Annotated in this window: 14 protein-coding genes; 3 read left to right on the forward strand and 11 right to left on the reverse strand. The window is 60.9% G+C overall.

The window, feature by feature from the left end; translation table 11 throughout:
* The first annotated feature begins 112 nt into the window (after positions 1–112).
* From MSL71_RS20795 to MSL71_RS20805, 3 genes are all read left to right on the forward strand, one after another.
* Positions 113–4378: an amylo-alpha-1,6-glucosidase gene (locus MSL71_RS20795; RefSeq protein ID WP_180144236.1), complete on the forward strand. Its 4266-nt coding sequence runs from the start codon at positions 113–115 to the stop codon at positions 4376–4378.
* Positions 4379–4569: 191 nt separating this feature from the next.
* The gene (locus MSL71_RS20800) at positions 4570–6084 is read left to right on the forward strand and encodes a glycogen synthase (protein ID WP_180144239.1); all 1515 of its coding nucleotides are present in this window, start codon (positions 4570–4572) and stop codon (positions 6082–6084) included.
* Positions 6062–8119, forward strand: a complete 2058-nt coding sequence (locus tag MSL71_RS20805; protein ID WP_246317844.1) for an alpha-amylase family glycosyl hydrolase — start codon at positions 6062–6064, stop codon at positions 8117–8119. Before MSL71_RS20800 ends, MSL71_RS20805 begins: the two co-directional genes overlap by 23 nt.
* A gap of 95 nt (positions 8120–8214) precedes the next feature.
* Here the strand turns inward: MSL71_RS20805 and MSL71_RS20810 are convergent, their stop codons facing one another.
* From MSL71_RS20810 to MSL71_RS20860, 11 genes are all read right to left on the reverse strand, one after another.
* Entirely contained in the window at positions 8215–9036 is an 822-nt protein-coding gene (locus tag MSL71_RS20810; RefSeq protein ID WP_180144245.1) for a cytidylate kinase-like family protein, read from the reverse strand.
* Between the two features lie 197 nt (positions 9037–9233).
* Positions 9234–10055: a cytidylate kinase-like family protein gene (locus MSL71_RS20815; RefSeq protein WP_180144248.1), complete on the reverse strand. Its 822-nt coding sequence runs from the start codon at positions 10053–10055 to the stop codon at positions 9234–9236.
* 109 nt (positions 10056–10164) lie between these two features.
* Complete coding sequence (locus MSL71_RS20820; protein ID WP_180144252.1) at positions 10165–11727, reverse strand: WecB/TagA/CpsF family glycosyltransferase; 1563 nt, start codon at positions 11725–11727, stop codon at positions 10165–10167.
* A 68-nt stretch (positions 11728–11795) separates the two neighbouring features.
* The gene (locus MSL71_RS20825; protein WP_180144254.1) at positions 11796–12788 is read right to left on the reverse strand and encodes a glycosyltransferase family 2 protein; all 993 of its coding nucleotides are present in this window, start codon (positions 12786–12788) and stop codon (positions 11796–11798) included.
* Positions 12785–13294 (reverse strand): serine O-acetyltransferase, encoded by a 510-nt coding sequence (locus MSL71_RS20830; protein ID WP_180144257.1) that lies wholly within the window; start codon positions 13292–13294, stop codon positions 12785–12787. Before MSL71_RS20830 ends, MSL71_RS20825 begins: the two co-directional genes overlap by 4 nt.
* A gap of 136 nt (positions 13295–13430) precedes the next feature.
* Positions 13431–14027: an acyltransferase gene (locus MSL71_RS20835; RefSeq protein ID WP_180144260.1), complete on the reverse strand. Its 597-nt coding sequence runs from the start codon at positions 14025–14027 to the stop codon at positions 13431–13433.
* 41 nt (positions 14028–14068) lie between these two features.
* Entirely contained in the window at positions 14069–15931 is a 1863-nt protein-coding gene (locus MSL71_RS20840) for a diguanylate cyclase (protein WP_180144271.1), read from the reverse strand.
* Positions 15921–16508, reverse strand: a complete 588-nt coding sequence (locus MSL71_RS20845; RefSeq protein ID WP_180144274.1) for an exosortase-associated EpsI family protein — start codon at positions 16506–16508, stop codon at positions 15921–15923. Before MSL71_RS20845 ends, MSL71_RS20840 begins: the two co-directional genes overlap by 11 nt.
* Positions 16496–17029 (reverse strand): hypothetical protein, encoded by a 534-nt coding sequence (locus MSL71_RS20850; protein WP_180144277.1) that lies wholly within the window; start codon positions 17027–17029, stop codon positions 16496–16498. Before MSL71_RS20850 ends, MSL71_RS20845 begins: the two co-directional genes overlap by 13 nt.
* Positions 17026–17850, reverse strand: a complete 825-nt coding sequence (locus MSL71_RS20855) for an exosortase/archaeosortase family protein (protein WP_180144279.1) — start codon at positions 17848–17850, stop codon at positions 17026–17028. The genes MSL71_RS20850 and MSL71_RS20855 overlap by 4 nt, the downstream gene beginning before the upstream one ends.
* Positions 17847–19787: a tetratricopeptide repeat protein gene (locus MSL71_RS20860; RefSeq protein ID WP_180144281.1), complete on the reverse strand. Its 1941-nt coding sequence runs from the start codon at positions 19785–19787 to the stop codon at positions 17847–17849. Before MSL71_RS20860 ends, MSL71_RS20855 begins: the two co-directional genes overlap by 4 nt.
* Between the last annotated feature and the right edge of the window lie 79 nt (positions 19788–19866).

The following is a 19866-nucleotide window of genomic DNA, read 5'->3' on the forward strand; positions in this document are numbered from 1 at the left end:
GTCCCGCGTAATTGCCCGTGCTTTTGTGGACTCTCCAAACGGGCCGAGCCGTCACCCTGTTCACCTTCAACCTGTCGATCCCGCGACCCAACGATCCGCATCCGAGGCTGTCATGAATCTATCCGGTACAAGGAAATCGGTCGGTCCGCTGACCCAGACACCGACACCCGGCAGTTCCCTGGTACGCTACGAAGGGGAGATCCTTGTCTTTGACCTTCGTCTGGGCGAGGGGGAAGGCGGGGAAGGGGTGGTGCGCACAAACCTGGGGTTTACCGCTCCGGAGGTGGAGGAAGCCTGCCCCGCCTATCCGGAAAACGCCTGGCGGGACATTCCCATGATTCCGGCGGGCAAGGGCCGTTTTGTCCTCACCCTGCCGGTGACCGAAGCCGGGTACTTCGAGGCCACCTGCTGCGTGAAGCAGGCGGGGGGAATCCTCTGGGTGCAGGGCGGCAACGTGAAGATTCATGCCAAGCCGGCTGCCACATGCTGTTCCTCCATTATATACAACGCTTTTTTGCGACAGTTCGGTCCCTCCATGCTCCTTGAACGCGAGGCATCAGAGCCTTGTGCCGAGGCCACGGCCCGCCTGGAGCGGGAAGGCCACACCGTGATCCCTCCGTCCGGGACTTTCCGGTCTTTTGCGCGTCACCTCGATTTTATCATCGGCAGGCTGGGCTGCAACGTGATCCAGCTCCTGCCGGTGAATCCTTTGCCCACCACCTTCGGAAAGATGGGGCGCTTCGGCAGCCCGTACGCTGCCTTGAGTTTTACGGGGGTGGAGCCTTCTCTGGCGGAATTCGATCGCAAAAGAACCCCTGTGGAGCAGTTCACGGATCTGACGGATGCCATCCACGAACGCGGTGCAAAGGTGATCCTTGACCTGGCTGCCAACCATACGGGCTGGGCTGCATGGGTCCATGAAGCACACCCGGAGTGGCTGCTTCGCAGGGCCGACGGCGAGATCGTCTCCCCGGGTGCCTGGGGGGTGGTCTGGGCGGACCTCACAGAGCTGGATCACTCCAGCCCCGGGGTGGCCGATCACCTCACCGAGGCCTTTCTCACCTGGTGCCACCGGGGTGTGGACGGGTTCCGGTGCGATGCCGGGTACATGATCCCCCCGCGGATCTGGATCCAGGTGGTGCGCACGGTGCGGGCGGCCTATCCCCATACCATTTTCCTGCTGGAGGGGCTGGGCGGGGGCATCGACGCCACACGGGAGATCCTGGGGCGCTGCGGGTTTGACTGGGGCTACTCCGAGCTCTTCCAGAACGAAGACAAAAGGGCCGTGGAAAACTACCTCCGGGAACTTGCCGGGATTTCCCGGGAAGATGGGCTTCTGGTCAATTTTGCCGAGACCCATGACAACAATCGCCTGGCCGCGGTTTCCTCGTGCTACGCCCGACACAGGACCGCCCTGTGCGCTCTTCTCTCCTGCAACGGCAGCTTCGGGTTTGCCAACGGGGTGGAGTGGCTGGCCACGGAGAAGATCGACGTGCACGGCTCCTCGGGGCTCAACTGGGGGAGCCGGGAAAACCTGGTGGATCACCTGGCGCGTCTTGCAACGATTCTGAAACACCATCCCTGCTACTACGAAGGCACGGAACTCTCGGTGCTGGACTCTGCATCCGAGGAGACCGTGGTGGTGCGTCGAGACCATGACGCAACGGACAAAAGCCTCTGGGTGGTGGCCAACACCGACTGCAGGGCGCCTGCCATGGCCTCCTGGTCGGCCGATACGTTGTCCCGGGGGCCGTTCTGGGACCTGCTCACCGGGAAGAGGGTGGTTGTCACCCCGCGGGCCGGAGGGGTTGCCCTGGACCTGGCCCCGGGGGAAGTGCTCTGCCTGACACCGGACGCAGGGGATGTGGAGGCCGTGGCCACCCATGGCCGGGCACCCTCGGTGTGGCCCGAGCACCTGCACCGAAAGATTCTGGCGGCGGCCTGCCTGAAGGTTCACACCTTTTACCATGGCCTGACGGACTGCTCGGACTTTTCCATTGACGACGCTGTGGGGCACTTTACCCGGGATCCCGAAGGGTACCTGAGGCGTGAGAATCCCTTTTCCATGGAGACGCGGACCGTGGTGTGGCGCTGGCCCATGGATAGGCATCGGGAGGTGATGGTGCCCCCCGATCACTTTCTGATGGTGTGTTGTCCCCATCCGTTCCGGGTGGTGCGGGAGGTGGGGGCAGAGACCTGCGGTGCGGAGACGGGAATCCGGTTGCCCTCCGGGGAGGTGACCGCCCTTTTCATGCCGAGGCGGGACAGGGGGGAAACCGAACACGGGCGGCTTTGCCTGACCCTTTACGCCCCCGACGGGATACACAACGGAACCGGCGGCATCCGTTACCTCACCGCCCGGGAGCCCAAGCGCCTTCCCCTCCAGTTTGTCCGTGGGGACCATCCTTTTCCCTCCATCGTCATCGGGTCCAACGGCAGGGGGGCGCTGGTCCGCGTTCCTGTTGAAAGGGAACGCCTGACAAGCAAGTACGATGCGTTGCTGGCGGCAAACCTCAACCCGGCGTGTCCCGAAGACCGGCGGGTGGTCTGGACGCGGTGCAGGGCCTGGGTGACCTACGGCGGTTTCTCCTTTCCCCTGGCCCTGGAGTATCTGGAGAGGTTCAGGACGGGCAAGGGCATGGTGGGGCTCTGGACTTACCTGGTGCCGGTGGGCAACGGCAAGCTGGTCCAGGTGGAGATGCGCATCGAAGGCGTGGAGGGGGAGAACCGCACCCGCCTCTGCTTTCGCCGGACAGCGGCTTCCTTTGGCCGGATGCTGGAGGCGGAAGAGCCCGTGGGGCTGATCCTGAGGCCCGATATCGAGGACCGCAGCTTTCATCACACCACCAAGGCGTACACCGGTCCGGAAACCCAGTGGCCCAGTCGGATCGTCACGGAAAAAAGAGGGTTTTTCTTTGACCTGGCAGGGGGACACCGATTTGCCCTGACCTTAAGTGACGGGAGCTATCATGCATCGCCCAAGTGGGACTACATGGTACCCCTGCCCCTGGAGCAGGAGCGGGGACTCGATGCCACCACCGACCTTTTCAGTCCCGGGTACATGGAGACCATGCTCTGCCAGGGAGACAGCACGGTGGTGGACGGTCAGGTGGTGCCGAAGGCCGCGTCACCCCTCTATTCCCGGGCGGGGCCTGTGATGGATGACGGCGAACTCGAGCTTACCCCCGATGCGCTGATGGACCGATCCCTCTCCGCATACCTGGTGCATCGTGAAGAGCACAAATCGGTGATTGCCGGGTTCCCCTGGTTCCTGGACTGGGGGCGTGATTCCCTCATCTGTGTGCGGGGGCTCCTGGCAGCAGGGCGTCACGGGGACGCCACGGCCGTGCTGACCCAGTTCGGGCAGTTCGAGGAGAAGGGGACCCTGCCCAACATGATCCTGGGGCGAAACACGGGCAACAGGGATACCACCGACGCGCCCCTGTGGTTTGCCGTGGCGGCCTTTGAAGCGGCCGAGGCCGTCGGAGACGAGAGCTTTTTTGAGCTGGACATGGGGGGCCGCCCCCTGAGGGAGATCCTGCTCTCCATCGCCCGGCACTATTCAGACGGAACACCCAACGGCATTGTCACGGATCCCTTGTCCGGCCTGGTCTTCAGTCCCGCCCATTTTACCTGGATGGACACCGATCATCCTGCGTGCACGCCCCGGTCCGGGTACTGCATTGAAATACAGGCCCTCTGGTACCGGACACTCACGGGGCTGGGGCGGATGGACAAAGAGGGGGGGGCGGCCTGGCTGGCCCTGGCGCGAAATGTTCAGACATCGGTTCTCGATCTGTTTACATGCAACGCCACAGGGGCGCTCAGCGATTGTCTGCATGCGGAGACGCCCGTGCCTGCGGTGCAGGCCGCGGCTGACGACCATCTGCGTCCGAACCAGCTTCTGGCCGTTACCCTGGGGGTGGTGGAGGACCCGGTTCGGGCCCGGAAGGTGGTGGAGGCCTGCAGGGAACTGGTGGTACCCGGAGCGATGCGGAGCCTTGCGGACCGGCATGTGGCCTATCCCCTGCCCCTTACCTGGGAAGGCCTGCCCCTCAACGATCCCCATCGCCCCTACCAGGGGGTGTACCAGGGAGACGAAGAGCGGGAGCGCAAACCCGCGTACCACAACGGCACCGCATGGGGGTGGTTGTATCCTCTCTTTTGCGAGGCCTGGTTTTGCGCGTTTGGGGATGGCGGGCGAAAAACAGCCCTGTCCCTGCTTCACGAACCTCTGCACCAGGTCCTGTCCGGGTGCTACGGCCATCTCCCGGAGATCATGGACGGCAGCGTACCCCACGTCCAACGCGGTTGCGACGCCCAGGCCTGGAGCGTCAGCGAGTGGCTCCGGGTCAAGACTCTGCTCAGCAGCGATTGACACCTTTATTATCAGGGGGATCGGACCTCACCGGAGGGTATCGGCCCCATTGCCCAGGAGGATATGGTTTGACCAACCTTTGCATGAATGCTGCCCCTGCGCATCGTCACTATCGGCAGGGCGGTTTCCAAAACGTGATTCCAAACCCATTGCCCAGGTGGCTCCCTTCGCCGCCGCCGGAGAAAATCAACATGCCCACATCTCGGAATAAAACGCCCCGGGTGCTTATTGTTACGCCTGAGATTACGTACCTTCCCGCAGGCATGGGGGAGGGGGCGGACAAAATGCACGCCAAGGCCGGGGGGCTGGCGGATGTCTCGTCTTCCCTTATTCGGGCGCTCTACGAACAGGGGGGAGATGTCCACGTGACCCTGCCCAACTACAGGGCGATTTTCAGGGATCAGTTGCGAAACGATTTTGACGAGGAGGTGGATCGGATCCGGAACTCCATCACCAGCGACCGGATCCATCTGGCCGAAGACAGGGCTTTTTTCTACCTTGATCAGATCTATTCGGGGTACAACGGGGAAGACGTGAAGATCTCCCTGGCCTTTCAGCGAGAGGTGATCAACAACGTGATCCCGAGGGTGAAGCCGGACCTGATCCATTGCAACGACTGGATGACCGGGCTGATTCCCGCCATGGCCAGGCGGGTGGGAATTCCCTGCCTTTTTACCCTGCACAATGTCCACAGCCGGGAGACGGTGATGGCCACCATCGAAGACCGGGGCATCGATACGGCGGACTTCTGGCAGCACCTCTATTTTACCCGGCCTCCGGGGAACTATGAGGCGTCCCGGGACACCATCCCCGTGGATTACCTGGTGAGCGGGGTGTTTGCTTCCCATTATGTGAACACGGTGAGTCCCACCTTTTTCCGGGAGATTGTCCATGGCGGCCACGACATGGTCACAAGTCAGCTGCGGCAGGAGCTGGCCAACAAGTGGCACGCGGGATGTGCCGCCGGGATCCTGAACGCCCCGGACGACACCTGCGACCCGGAAACCGACACGGCCATCTTCCGGAATTATACCGCAGAAAGCCATAAGGCGGGCAAGCGGTCCAACAAGATCCACCTCCAGGAGAAGCTGGGGCTCACGGCGGATCACAATGCGCCCCTCTTTTTCTGGCCGTCCCGGCTGGATCCTTTGCAGAAGGGATGCGGTCTCCTGGCGGAGATCCTCTACGAGACCCTGTCCCACTACTGGCATGACGGCATGCAGGTGGTGATGGTTGCCGACGGTGCGTTCAAGCCCCATTTCGAGAGGATCATCCGGACCTTTAACCTGCAGTCCCGGGTGGCTCTGGCCCCCTTTGAGGAGTCCCTCTCCCGGCTGGCCTATGCGGCGTCGGACTTTCTCTTCATGCCGTCAAGGTTCGAGCCGTGCGGTCTGCCCCAGATGATCGGCCCCCTGTACGGCACCCTGCCCGTGGCCTGCGACACCGGCGGGATTCACGACACCGTGACCCACCTCAATGCCGAGGAGGGAACGGGCAATGGATTTCTGTTCAACTCCTACGACTCCTGCGGTCTGCGCTGGGCCGTTGATGAGGCCATGGCCTTCTGGCGGAAACCCGAGGCCTTCAAACGATCCCAGATTGTCCGCATCATGGATGAGAGTCGCAGGACCTTCAATCACACCGTAACGGCGAACAGGTACATTGACCTTTATGAGACGATGCTTGAACGGCCCTTTATTGTGTAGCGAAACGGGAAACGGGTACAGCTGTACGGGCCTGGACCATGCCGGAGAACTGGCCGCGACCCTCATCAGCCTGGATCCCTGGCTGAAACCCTACGGATCGGTACTGGTGAGACGCCTGGAAAAGGTGAGCCTTGCCCAAAAGCTTCTGTCCCGGCACGGGAGCCTCAGGGACGCTGCCGATACCCACCTTGTCTATGGTCCGAGGTACGAAGGGGGCTCCTGGCGAATCGGGGAGTGGGCGCCCAATGCCACGGCCGTGTATCTTGTGGGGGCGTTTTCCGACTGGCAGGAGAGGCCCGAGTATGCCCTCACGCGCCGATACGGGTCGGATATCTGGGAGATCACTCTTCCCGAAGAGGAGATGCCCCACGGCACCCTGTTCCGGTTCCGCATCCACTGGGAAGGGGGCTCAGGGGACCGCATTCCGTCCCATGCCCATCGGGTGGTTCAGGATCCCGAGACCCTTCTTTTCAACGCCCAGGCATGGCGCCCGGAGCCCTATGTGTGGCGGAACCGGCCCATGATCGAAGAGGGCGTCCCCCCCCTGGTGTACGAAGCCCATGTGGGCATGGCCGGGGAGAAAGGCGACGTGGCCGGCTTCGACCATTTCACGGATCATGTGCTGCCCCGCATCAAAAAGGCGGGGTACAACACGATTCAGCTGATGGGGATCCTGGAGCATCCTTATTACGGGTCTTACGGGTATCACGTGACCAGTTACTTTGCCGTCTCGTCCCGGTTCGGAACCCCCGAAGCCTTTATGCGCCTTGTGGACACCGCCCACGGCATGGGGATCCGGGTGATCATCGACCTGGTTCATTCCCACTCGGCGGGCAACGAGGTGGAGGGCTTGAGCCGCCAGGACGGTTCCTCGCATCTCTATTTTCACGACGGCAGCAGGGGGCATCACGAGGGGTGGGATTCACGCTGTTTTGACTACGGAAAAGAGGGGGTGGTCCGGTTTCTTCTCTCCAACTGCCGGTACTGGCTGGAGACGTATCGCCTGGACGGGTTTCGGTTTGACGGGGTCACCAGCATGCTTTACCACCACCGGGGCATGAACCGGTGCTTCACGTCGTATGACGACTATTACGGGGACGAAGTGGACGAAGAGGCGCTGGTCTATCTCTCCCTTGCCAACCGATTGATCCACGAGATTCGTCCCTCGGCCCTTTCCATTGCAGAAGATGTGAGCGGCATGCCGGGCCTGGCCCTTCCCCGGGAGCTCGGGGGAACCGGGTTTGATTACCGGTTTGCCATGGGGCTTCCCGATCTCTGGACCAAGCTAATCAAGGAGGTGCCCGATGAGTCCTGGAACCTCGACACGATCTGGTACGAACTGACCAACGGGCGCCACAGGGAGCCTGCCATCAGCTATGCCGAATCCCATGACCAGGCTCTGGTGGGGGACCAGACCCACTTTTTCCGCATGGCCGGGGCTGCCATGTACGATCACATGGGAAAAGACGACACCGATCCGCTCATCGAGCGGGCCATGGCCCTCCACAAGATGATTCGCCTCATCACCTTTGCAACGGCCAGCGGCGGGTATCTCAACTTTATGGGCAATGAGTTCGGTCACCCGGAGTGGATCGATTTTCCCCGCCACGGCAACGACTGGTCCGGTCATTATGCCAGGCGGCAGTGGAGCCTGGTGGACAACACGGACCTGAAATACCCCTTTCTGGCAAGCTTTGACCGGGCCATGACGGCCCTTATCCAAGATGGCGGTCTTTTTGGCGAGGCCCCCATCCGGCTCCTGGGGATTTCGCGCATAAAAAAATGGCTCGCCTTTGAAAGGGGAGCCATGGTCTATATCTTCAACTTTCATCCCACCGAGTCCTGGGTGGACCATCCCGTGTCCGTGAGCCCCGGTGATTACAACATGCACCTGAACAGCGACGCCCGTCATTTCGGGGGCCAGGGCCGCATCGAAGAGGAGCAGCGTTTCTTTTCGTTCCCCGACGCCAAGGGCGGGCACCGGATCTATACCTATCTGCCCGCCCGGACGGCGATGGTGCTGAAAAAACAGTGAGTAGTGAGTGGTAAGTAGTGAGTGGAAAAAGCAGGTAAATGCAAAAAAAAAGATCGCTTAGTAACCCTCCACGCTATAATTCACTATTCACTAAATTATTTATGCATCGGCGTTCGCGGAATCGTCTTGGCCTTGAGGTCCAGCTCCAGGTGTTTGATCCCCTCGATGCCGCAGGTCAGGGCGCGGATGTCCCGTTTCTTTTTGGGGATCTGTGCCACGGGCGGGTCCATGGTGATGACCACGTTGCCGTTGTGGGACGTCACTTTGGCTTCGCTGTATTTCTGGACGATGGCTGCCTTGACCGTGGCCGTCAGGGCCATGTCGCTCAGCTGTTTTTCCGCATCTTCGGTATCTTTGAAGGACTCTTTTTCAAGGGTGTGGCAGATGATGTCCACGCAGTCATCCACAGAGATGCGCTCTAAGTTGATGACCATGTTGTAGAGTTCCGGGTCCCGGGTATCCATCTTGTACAGGGACGAGCACCAGTTGTAGCGCTCCTTGTCTTCCTGGAGAACACGTTTTCTCGCCACGTTTTCAGGCACGTCTTCCCGCTCCATCTCCTCTTTGATTCTGTTTTCCATGCTGTCGATGATTTTCACCTTCAGGACATGGGGAACCCTCTGAACGAAAAAATGCCCCACAATGCCGTGGTAGACAATGGAGCCTTGCTTCAGGTTGTTCAAAAGGGCGGTTCGGAAAAAGGCGATGTACCGTTCCTTGCCGTTGGACAGTCGCTCAAAGATGGTGGGGCTGTCGTGGATGGCCTTGGCGAGCTTGATTTCCGGAACATTGTACTGTTCGGATGCCTCGAGGATTACCTCCCTGGACATGCAGGTGTGGCCGAGCCTTTCGGCAATGCGTTCCGCGATAAGTTTGCGTTTTATTTGGGATGTACTGGACAGGGTAACAATGGGCATTGTGCGTCTCCAAGGGTCAGAAATGAGTTTGCTTGTCTATCAAGGGGCGCATCATAGGCGCGGAACACGGTAATTTCAATGGAAAATTTTCGCTTTTTTTCAGCGCCCTGCAAACGGCGGGTCTCCTCGCCGGGATATTTCACGAGTCGGTTGCACCCTTTTGCATGAAATACCCGGGCTCGGTGGTTTTTCCGCGCTTATTTGTGCATGGCTGTCCGCGGCATGGAGCTGGACTTGATGTCCATGTAGATGTCCTTGATGCCTTTGATCTCCGTCAGGAGGGCCCTGATCTCTTCCTTTGTCTTGTCGACCTTGGTCACCGGGTCGGGCAGTTTGATGACCACGCTTCCTTCTCGGGTGGTCACCTCGGCGTTGTAATACCGATTCACAAGGGAAGCCCGGACCGTAGCGGCCAAGGCCAGGTTTTCCAACCGGTTTTTTGTTTCGCCGGATTCCCGGAAGTAGGCCAGGTCAGCGGTGTTTCGGATGATGGTGACGCAATCTTCCACGGAGACATGCCTCAGGTTGATGCTTAAGTCATAGAGTTCGGGGTCCCGGGTGTCTATTTTGTACAGGTGGTGGCTCCAGTTGCAGCGTTCTTTGTCATCCTTTGCGATCCGTTTACGTGCGATCTCCTCGGTGACCTGTTCCCGGGCCATCTCATCGGCGATGCGTGTCTGCATGTCCGAAAGGAGGCGTATCTTCAGGATGTGGGGAATGTCCTGGACAAAAAAATGTCCGGCCAGCCCGTGGTAGACGACGTTTCCTTTTTTAAGGCGGTTGAGCAGGGCCGCTTTGATGAACGCGATGTAGCACTCCTTGCCGTGGGAGAACCGGTCGTACACGGACGGCCCGTCGTGGATGGCCCGGGCCAGCTTGATCTCCGGGACGTTGAACTGTTCGGATGCCTCCAGGAGGATCTCCCGCGAGATGCAGTCATACCCCATGGCGGCGGCGATTCTTTCCGCAACAAGACTCCCTTTGCTGCAGAACGACCTGGATATTGTGATGATGGACATGGCACCTCCTTGCATGCGTGGTTAAGGCGGGACAGACAGGACTGCCGCCTGTGAGAGGGCGCTGTGTTTTCAGGCTGGGGTCCCGGGGTGCAGGGCCCGGAGTACGGTCTCAGGAGAGGATGGTTTCATCCAGGACGGCCCTTGCCTTCCGGATGTCCTGCAGAGAGGGGAAAAAATGGTCCAGTCTCGTGACACGGAGCATTTGGGTAACATGTGTATTGGCACCACAAGTAAGACAGGTGTGGCCGGATGACGCAACGGTTTTTTTTATTTTGAGCAGAAGAACAAGGCCCGTGCTGTCCACAAAGTTGAGGTGGGTCAGGTCCATGATGAGGTGGCGGGAGGCCACGGCTTTTAGAAGCCTTTTGGTGTCGAATCCCTGCATCTGCGCTGCGTCCAGGGCTCCGTAGAGCTGGAGTTCACGGGCTTTTTTCGAGGATGTCAGGGTATGGTAAAACGGTCGGTGCAGGGCCGGTGACTGCTGGGAGTTTACGATCTCCTCGAGGTCGTCCACCATGTGCTCAGAGAGCAGGGACGCCACCCGGTTGAGCTTGAGGGTTTTCATCACAGGGGGCTGCACCCCGGCCATGTGAAACCCCGCGTACCTGGCAGAGCCTTTTTTCCAGAGGCCCAGAAGAAACCCCAACCCCGACGAGTCGATGAACCGGACATTGCGGAAATCAAGGACCAGGCCGTTGCCGTGGGCCAGCCACTCTTCCTGCTGTTGCTTCAGCTCGGCCACCACCGATGCGTCGAGTTCGTTGGGCAGGGGCACCACGTTGAGTTCGTTTTTAAGGGGGGTATCTCCCTGGGGCGCCGGGGGCTCGGACGCGTCGCTTTTCGGGCCTCCCATCCGGAGTCGTTTCCATCGGTCCTGTATGATGATGGGCAGGACCATCACGGAGAATTTCAACAGGCCGATGATGTAGCGTTTCCAGAGGCGCTTGGGGTCCTGGATGAAGCGGTACACCCACTCGAGCCCGGCGTTCTGCATCCACACCGGTGCCCGGGATACGCTGCCGGTGATGAACTCGAAGGTGCCACCGATGCCGATGGTGACGGCCGCCTTGAGGCGATGGCGATTGCGGTGGAACCACGCCTCCTGCTTGGGGTTTCCGAAGGCCACCAGCAAAATGTCCGGTTCGGCTTCATTGATGCGCTCGATGACCTCGGTGTCGTCCTCATCGGCCTCGGCCAGCTTTTCCCCTTCAATGTGGACAAAGGGCGAGTCCACCCCGGCAATGATCATGCCGGGGTTTTTCTTTTTCAGGCATTCGGCGGCTTGTCTGGCCACCTCGCCACGTCCCCCAAGAAAATAGAGAGAGAGTTTTTTTCCGGGGGAGGCAAGGGCCAGCTTGGGAACGAGGTCGGCCCCGGTGACCCTCTCCTTCAAGGGGTTGCCCAGAAGGCGGCTGGCCCAGACCAGGGGCATGCCGTCGGCGGTGACGAGGTCGGCGTGCTGGAGGATACCCAGGAGCTCGGGGTGGCGGGGTGCGTCGGAAAACCAGCTGAGGGTGTTGACGAGAAAATCCACGTTGACCGTGGCGACGAGCCTGGGTTTCCCGTCGCCGCGGTAGGCGGCAACCATGCCATGGATACGGTCGACAGTCTCCTCCATGGTGAGGTTGTCCAGGGGGATTCCTAAAATCAGGACGGTGTCGGTGGGGTGCATGGTGACCTTTGGTTGGTTAATGGTGAACAGTGAATAGTGAGTGGTGAGAGGTGAGTGGTGAGTGGGGGTCAGCCGCGGGTGTTGTGCAGGGGGCGGCCCAGGAGGCGGCCCGCAAGGTAGCGGATGACCCCGGCAAACTGGGGAAAGACCACAAAGGCAGAGTGACCGGCATAGACAAGGGCCTGGGGCATGGAACAGCGGAACCTGCGGGCAATGCGGTTCAGGGTATAAAATGGCTTGGCGGCAATGAGCAGGGCCGCGGCAAGGCCCATAAGGGGATACCCGGTAAGAAGGCCCGTTGCCATGAGAGCCGGTGGAAGCCCTCCCCGTACCGAGATCCGAAGGAGTTCCCGCAGCCAGAGGGGGTCGGAGCTGGCGGCAAACTTCAGGCCGATCTCGGCGTAGGCGTGGCCGCTTCGATAGGCTCGCCTGAGGTATTGCCCGAAGGTGCTCATGTTGATGTCGTGGGTACTCATGGGGGCGGCAAGCCGCAGGATTTCCCAGCCTGTTTTGCGAATTCGGCGACTCAGCTCGGGGTCCTCTCCGGCCACGAGCTCCTCATCAAACCCGCCGGTCTCTTCCAGGGCATATCGGTAGAGGAGCACCTCACCGCCGAAGTAGCGGCAGGGCCCCTCTTCGTAGCCCCACTCCATCTCGGTGAGGAGGTGGTACCTGTTGCGTTTCGGATGGCGTTCCCGCCTGAATCCGCAGACACAAGGGGTCCGGTCCTTCAGGTGCGGCAGGGCCGCCCGGAACCAGCCCGGCTCCAGGGTGGTGTCCGCATCCATGAACTGGATCAGGGGCGCGGAGGATGCCCGCCATCCCGCGTTTCGTCCGCGGCCCGGTGTGGGGTGGGGGTGGTCCAGCCGGATCACCTTGACGGCCTCAAAGGTTTCGGCCAGCTCCGGGCTCCCGTCGTCGGAGCCGCCGTCCACATAGATGATCTCCAGTTTCTCTGCGGGATAGTCGCAGGAGAGCACCGAGCGGATGCATCCGTCGATATACCGGGAGACGTTGATGCCGATAATCACCACACCGATGTTGGGGAGGGGACGGGTCATGTGGTGCCTCCTTTTTTGATGATGCGGGCGGGTATTCCCACGGCAATGGCGTGGGAGGGCACATCCCGGATGACCACGGCGTTGGCTCCGATCTCCACATGATCGCCGATGGTGATGGCACCAAGTACCTTGGCTCCGGTGCCGATATCCACATGGTTTCCGATGGACGGGGCCGCGGGCTCGTCGGTGCGCCGCAGCCCCACGGTGACCCCGTTGCGGATGACGCAATGGTCTCCGAAGGAGGCGAACCCGCTGACCACCACCCCGCCGAAATGGTCGATGCGGAACCCTTTGCCTACGTTGACCTCGCAGGGCAGCTCAATGCCCGCCACCACCTGAACGGCCTTGAAGGCGATTTTGTAGAGCAGGGAGAAGGGCATCCTCAGCCAGCGGTTGCCGATGGTGTATCGCCACCTCCCGAAACGGTAGATGACCATGGCCCAGAAACCCTGGGATCCCCAGTCTCCCTTGTGGGCGGCAAGGTCCGCCCGGATGTTGTCAAACATGATATTCCGCCTGTGTCGGGTTCGTGCGGTTTTCCTTGACAGCTCCGGCTATCCCGCTATTTTCCCTTAGCCCTTAGCCCTTAGCCCTTAGCCCTTAGCCCTTAGCCCTTAGCCCTTAGCCCTTAGCCCTTAGCCCTTAGCCCTTAGCCTCTTTTGTATCCGGCAACCTCGCACAGAAATACCCGAACCCCTCGTCCAGGCTTTGTTTCAGGGCGTCCCTCTGCTGTTGGGGGATATAGGGGTGCTGAAAATGGCGTCCCTCCATAAGGGGGCGGTGCGTTGCGGCCTCTCGGCTCTTGCGGGTGAACTCCTCCATGGAGCAGACAAACCGGGCCGGGCTGCCTGCGTAGACCGTGTCCGGCGGGATGTCCCGGCTCACCACGGAGCCTGCACCCACGATGGCATTGGGTCCGATGGTGGTGTTGCAGAGGATGGTGCTCCCGGCTCCGATGAAGCAATGGTCTTTTATGGTGACCCGTCCCACCTTGATGAGGTCACCGGCCCAGGCGCTGGTGGCGTCATGGGTCAGGATGGTGACATTGAGGCTGATGACCACGTTGTCCCCGATCTCCACAAGGTAGGGCATGCGGCCGTCGATGTAAGACGGGTAGAGGATCACGGCGTCTTTGCCGATGCGCACCCCCTGGTGCCTCAGGTAGGCCGGGTAATACCCCTTGTCGGCCAGGAGTCTCAACCTGCGCGTCATATGCATGATTTTCTGGGTGAATTTCATGGGGCATGTCCTTCTGGTTCCGCCACGGCATGGGCCTGTTGTCAGATCTGGTCCTCTGTCCACATCTCCGCGAGAAACCGGATACACCGGTTGCGACCCTCTTCCTTGGCCCGGTAGAGCGCCACATCTGCATATTTGATGCAGCTCCACAGCGTGTCCGTGTCCTTGGGAAATTCGCTTGCGCCGAGGCTGATGGTTTTTTGAATGACACCATCGGGGAGCCGGAACTTCACCTGCTGGACCTTCAACCGGATTTTTTCCGCAATGTCGATGCTCTCGCCGTCGTTGATGTCAAGGAGGACCACCAGGAACTCCTCGCCGCCAAAACGGATGACGATATCTGAGTCCCGGACACTTTGAGCGATGGTTTTGGCGGTCTCCTGCAGGACGAGGTCCCCTGCGTGGTGGCCGTATGTGTCGTTGACCTGCTTGAAGTAATCGAGATCGCACATGATCAGCCCGATGTTTTTTCCCCGCCTCAGGACGCCCGCCACGATTTTTTCCGTGTATTCCTGAAGGTAGCGCCTGTTGTAAAGCCCGGTGAGGGGGTCGATGAGGGCCGCGTCCTGAAGGGAGTTCATCAGCCGTTTGGTTTCGATGACCGCAAGGGATTCGTTGATGTACTGCTCTGCCTTGAAGAGTTTTGTCTCCCTCTCTTTGATCTCCTCCTGGCCGATGGGTTCCGGGAAGAGAAGCTGCACCACGGCAACGGTGGCGCCGCCCACCACAATGGGAATGCAGTAGTGGTGCTCTTCTGCCTGGGGATCGAACTGCCTGCACACGGCGGGAAAGTGGGTGGAGGTGATCAGGTGACCGGTGCGCTTTGCCTTGCAGAGCGAATTGTCATCCAGGATCTGCTGGGCACACACCATCTCCTCCCTGTCAAAGGGGCCGGGGTAGGTCAGCTCCAGTTTGCTCTTTGAACTGACCACCTGAAAGATAAAGCAGCGGGGGATGCCGATGGTCTGCGTGAACAGGTCACCGAGCCTCTGGTAAACCTCCTCCAGGGAGTCGTCTTCTTCAATGACGTTTTTAAAGACCGCCAGGCTGTTGATGGCGTCCATGAGGCTGTTGAACTCCGTGGAGAGCATGCCGATTTCATCGATGGAGGTGATGGCGATGCGTTTGGTGAGACCGGCACGCCCCTTGCCCCCGGCAATGTCCTGAAGCCCTTCGATGACCTTTTGGAGCGGGCGGGTAATGCCGGTGCCGATGAAAACCGCAAGGGTGATGGTGAGGGTTGCGAACAGGACAACACTGGTCAGCAGGAAGAGGCGCAGCTGGTTGATGTCTTCGTAGACATCATCGATGTAGATGCCGCTGCCGAGGATCCAGCCCCAGGGTTCGTAGAGCCGGACATAGGAAAGCTTGGGAACCGGCTTCTCTTTTCCTGCCTTGGCCCACATGTAGTCCACGTATCCGGCACCGTTTGCCTTGCTGACCCGCAGGAAGTCCTGAAACAGGAGGTTGCCTTTGGTGTCTTTCCGGTCGTTGAGGTTTTTTCCCTCAAGTTCCGGCATGATGGGGTGCATCACCATGGTGGAGTCAACGTCATTGATCCAGAAATAACTGTTTTCACTGAATCGAAGGGGCCTGAGGCGTCGGGCAAACTGTTTTTTCGCCTCTGTTTTGCTGATTTTTCCCTCCCTGATGAGGTCCGCATACTCCTGGAACATGCCGAAGGTGGTATCCACGACGTTTTTGAGCCCCTCTTTTTTTTCGGCGAGCATTTTTTTCTCCGCAAGGGGCATGAAATAACCCAGGATGACCAGGACCAGCAGGGCGACGCTGATGATGGAGATGGCCATGATTTTGCTGAGAATCTGCCATTCGCTGAATTTTTTGATGCGCATAGGCTTTTCTGGCATGTCGGTGGATGTGGAGACGTTTTTATCAGAGGTCATGGACCGGCCCGAAATGATGGATGACCCGGTGCCACGGGGGCGCTGAATCCCCTGCGGGCTGAATGACGACGAAGAGGGGTTCCGGTCCGGAAAGGCCGAAGGTAAGGCGTCTCAGGGTTGTCTGGATCCAGTACCGGACCACGGAGCTGTGGCGTGTGGCCCCGTTGGTGAACCAGTAAAGGACCCGCCGTTTTTTTCCGTCCCTTGCAAGGGTGAGCAGGCATGCCTCTCCCCCTTCCATGGGGATGGGGCTGCGGTGCGCCACCTCCCAGCCCATGCCCCGGAAGCAGTAGGTGGGGTCGTGGACTGCGTGACGGTACCTGGAGCCGTCGATGGCCATGAGCACAAAGGGGAACCTGCCGAAGTGATAAAGCCGCTTGACCACACGGGCATTGCCGAAGACCGACTGCTCCGTCGGTGTGAGGGAGAGGTCCCTTCCTGCATACCCGGATCCGTTGATGGGCAGATGGTCCAGGCGGGAGGGCTGCTCCCGGTGGGCGTGTTTTGCCGAGGCCAGGCCGAAGGCCAGGGCGATGACAACGGCCAGAACAAGGAGAATACGGGTCAGGTTGGACACGGCGCAGCCTCCGGTGGGGGGGCCGGGGAAAGGAAAAAGAAACCGGTCCCTGCCGTTGCAAGGGCCAGTCGCATGGGCAGGACCATGAAAGGAAACAGATGGCTGCCCACCCATCCCAGCAGAGGCATCCAGCTGATGGCGGCCACGACCCAGGGGAGCTGCCGGGGGGTGAGGCCCACAAGGCCCGCAAGGGCCGAGGCCAGTCCCAGGTGGTTGAGAAGGTTGAGGGAACCGAGTTCCCCGATGAAGGAGAGAAAAAGACCCAGGGCAAGGAGATGGGGCTGGCCCAGCGGTCGGCCCTTTTCCAGGTGACGGCCCCGGCAGAGGATGGGGAGGCCCCAGATAAACAGGGCCAGCCAGCCTAGGCGATCATGGGGGCTTCGCTGCCAGGCGGCAAGCAGGTCCCGTGCGTGCCACAGGCAGTAGGCAAAGACCGTGGCCTCGGCGAGGCGCAGGCGAACGAGGAGGTCCCAGAGCCCGTTGTCCTTGGCGGTACCTGACGCATCGGGGGGCTGTTTCATGGGGCGCCTTCCCCGGCAGCCAGGGGCGCATGGGTTGCCAGGAAGCGAAACGTTCCAAAGCAGAGCAGGAACATCACCATCAGGACCAGCCACCCGCCCAGGGTATGGAAGACGCCCATGGCGGTTTCCGGGTCGAAGGCCAGGGCTGTTCCGGTGATGGCGATGATGCGCAGGGTGTTGGCCGCCCAGGCCGCCACCACGAGCAGGGGCAGGGCGACCCAGTAGAGACGGGTTGCGCCCAACTCCAGATAGGCCAGGGCGATGCCGGCAATGAGCATGGCCTGGAGGGTGTTGAGGCCGGAGCAGGCCGGGGCCACATCCACGGGAAGATTTTCCACGAGGAGCCGGGTTCCCTGGCGGAGGACATCCAGCTGCAGGAGGGTGAAGACCCCCTCGGTGGCTTCGGCACCGCTCAGGCGGAACCACCACCCCACGGGGCGTCCGTCCAGCAGGAGCCAGGGAAAGGCCATGATGGGAAGGGGCATGAGTTTCATCACCCTGCGCCGGGCTGACGGGTCAAGGCGGGGAGAGAGCCAGCTCCAGAGAAAGGCTGTCCAGCCCAGGGCGGGAAACAGGGCGACTCCGGTGATAAGCCCAAGGGCAAAAAGGGCAATACCCACAAGAAGAAAGGGACTTGACGGAGGTGACGGATCCCCGGAAAGCTGCCAGGGCCTGCCCAGCCAGTAAAACAGGGGCAGGGCAGCCAGGACGGGCACGGTGTCCGAGAAGGACTGAGCCCACCCTGTGTCCTGGAGCCAGATCAGGACAAAACAGAGGGCCAGGAGCATGGGAATGACAGGGCGGGTGCGAGGTCGGTTCATGGCTCTACCTCATCGCTTTTTCCTTCGGCCTCCGCAATGGCGGCGAGGTTTGCCCGGAACTGAAGGCTGTCGGGATAAAGGGCGTTGAGCTCGGTGGTGAGGCGACGCGCCTCATCCCAGCGTTTGTCTGCAAAGGCCTGTCTGGCAAGCCACACTTTGGCTTCGGCTGATTCCGTCATCACCTCGGTGTAGAGGCGTGTGGCTTGTTCGGGGTCGCCTTTGGCAATGGCGATGCGTGCCAGGAGTTCCTGGCCGGTAAGGCTCCCGGCAAGGCTCGGCTGGTCGGAGAGGGTCTGTTCGGCCGCCTCAATTTCTCCCCGGTCCAGATGGACCATGGTTTTGAGCCAGGCTGCACGAAATCCCGCATCCGAAGGGGCTTTTGCCAGTTCGGTCAGGCGTTCCATGGCGTCGTCGGTTCGGTTTTCAGACAAGAGCAGCTCACCGGTCAGGACGGTGAGTGCCGGGCTCTGGGGTTGCCTGGCGGCAAAGGCTAAGGCCTCTTCGGTGCTTCGGTTGTAACGGATGGCCTGGGTCAGGCCGTAGGCGACCCAGCCCGGAAAATTTTCGGGAATCTCAGGCATGCGGTGAAGGAGAAGGGCCGCCTCCAGCCAGCCACCGGCAAGGAAGATGGCGGAGAATGCTTCCGGGCTCTTGATGAGAGCCGCCAGCTCAGGAGAGGGCTCGGCGGTGTCGCTGCCCAGTTGACGGAACAGGGGATGTGGGCTGTCGGCGGACAGCGACCCCATGGGCTCTCGGGGGAAGGTGCTCCATTTTCGAAACCGCAGGGCCGCCACCAGGGCTTCTTCTATTTCCGGGTTCCAGGAGCGGGCTTTAAAGGGGTTTCGTTCCAGCAGGAGCAGAGCCTGGTTTTCCTGGTCACGGGCAAGGTGGTCCACCACCCGCATCCAGAAGAGCTCCTGGCGGGTGGAGAGGAAGAGGTTGCGATCGGGGATCTGGAAAAAGGTTTCGTTGCTCCACAGGCTTGTGGCAGGCAGGTTGCCGAACCAGACCAGAAGGGGGGTAAGACGCTCCTCCGGGTAGGTGGCCTGGGTCCAGTCCCGGTCCAGGGGGGTGACCATGCGACTCCAGAACATGGCCTTGAGCCAGAGATAGCCCGGAGCCGTCGGGCTCAGGCCCGCTTCCCAGGTGGCCAGGGCCAGGTTCGGGTTGCCCTGGCGTCGGTAGAATTCGGCCAGCTGGTCCCTGACCCGTGGGTTGTCCGGTTCGGCGAGGTGGGCCGCCACATATTCCACCCGCGCCTCGGCCGGTTTTTCGAGCTGCTCCAGGATCTGGGCGCGGAAGAGGCGGATGTCGCTGTTGTAAGGGGCCAGCAGGGAGGCCTCTTCCAGGTAGCCCCAGGCCTCTTCCAAATGGTCCGGGGCGCTGAGAAGGGCCAGGCGAATCAGCCGGACTGTTTCGGTGTCCACATCGGGGCGTTCTTCGTTGAGCAGGGCAAGGGCGGCGTCCCGTTTTCCTTCCACCAGAAGGGCGTCCACGTCCAGGGCCAGCCAGGCCCCGGCATTGGTTTCCCGGCCCTTCCAGCCCTTGCGGAGGGCATCGTAGGGCTCTTTGTTGCCCGTCTGGAGCAGGGCCCGGCAGACAAAGAGGGCCGCCTCCTCATGGGGCAGAAAGAGGTGGGGGTGTCGGTCGTACAGGTGCAGGAGCCTCGGGACGTTTCGCATGGCGAGGTGGGCCCTGATTTCCAGGGTGGCCTTTTGCTCCTGCAGGCTGTCCGAGTCCTGGGGCAGGACGCGCCGCATCATGGCCAGGGCCTCCAGGGGCTTCTCTTCGGTGAGGAGGGCTTCGGCCCGTTTCAGGGTCTCGGTGGTCCGTTTCTCCTGCGCGTGGCTGCGCCAGACAGCGCTGCCGAGTCCCACCAGGATGATCAGAAGGACAAGGACACCAACGACAGAGATCACTGTGTTTCGTTTTTTCATGACGCCTCCGTGTGAAAGGCTTTACGCAACAGGCAAAAGGGTGATGGGGGCTCGCTGTCCCTGGTCTCGCACGAATTTA

Source organism: Desulfoluna butyratoxydans, assembly GCF_900699765.1.
Lineage (GTDB): Bacteria > Desulfobacterota > Desulfobacteria > Desulfobacterales > Desulfolunaceae > Desulfoluna > Desulfoluna butyratoxydans.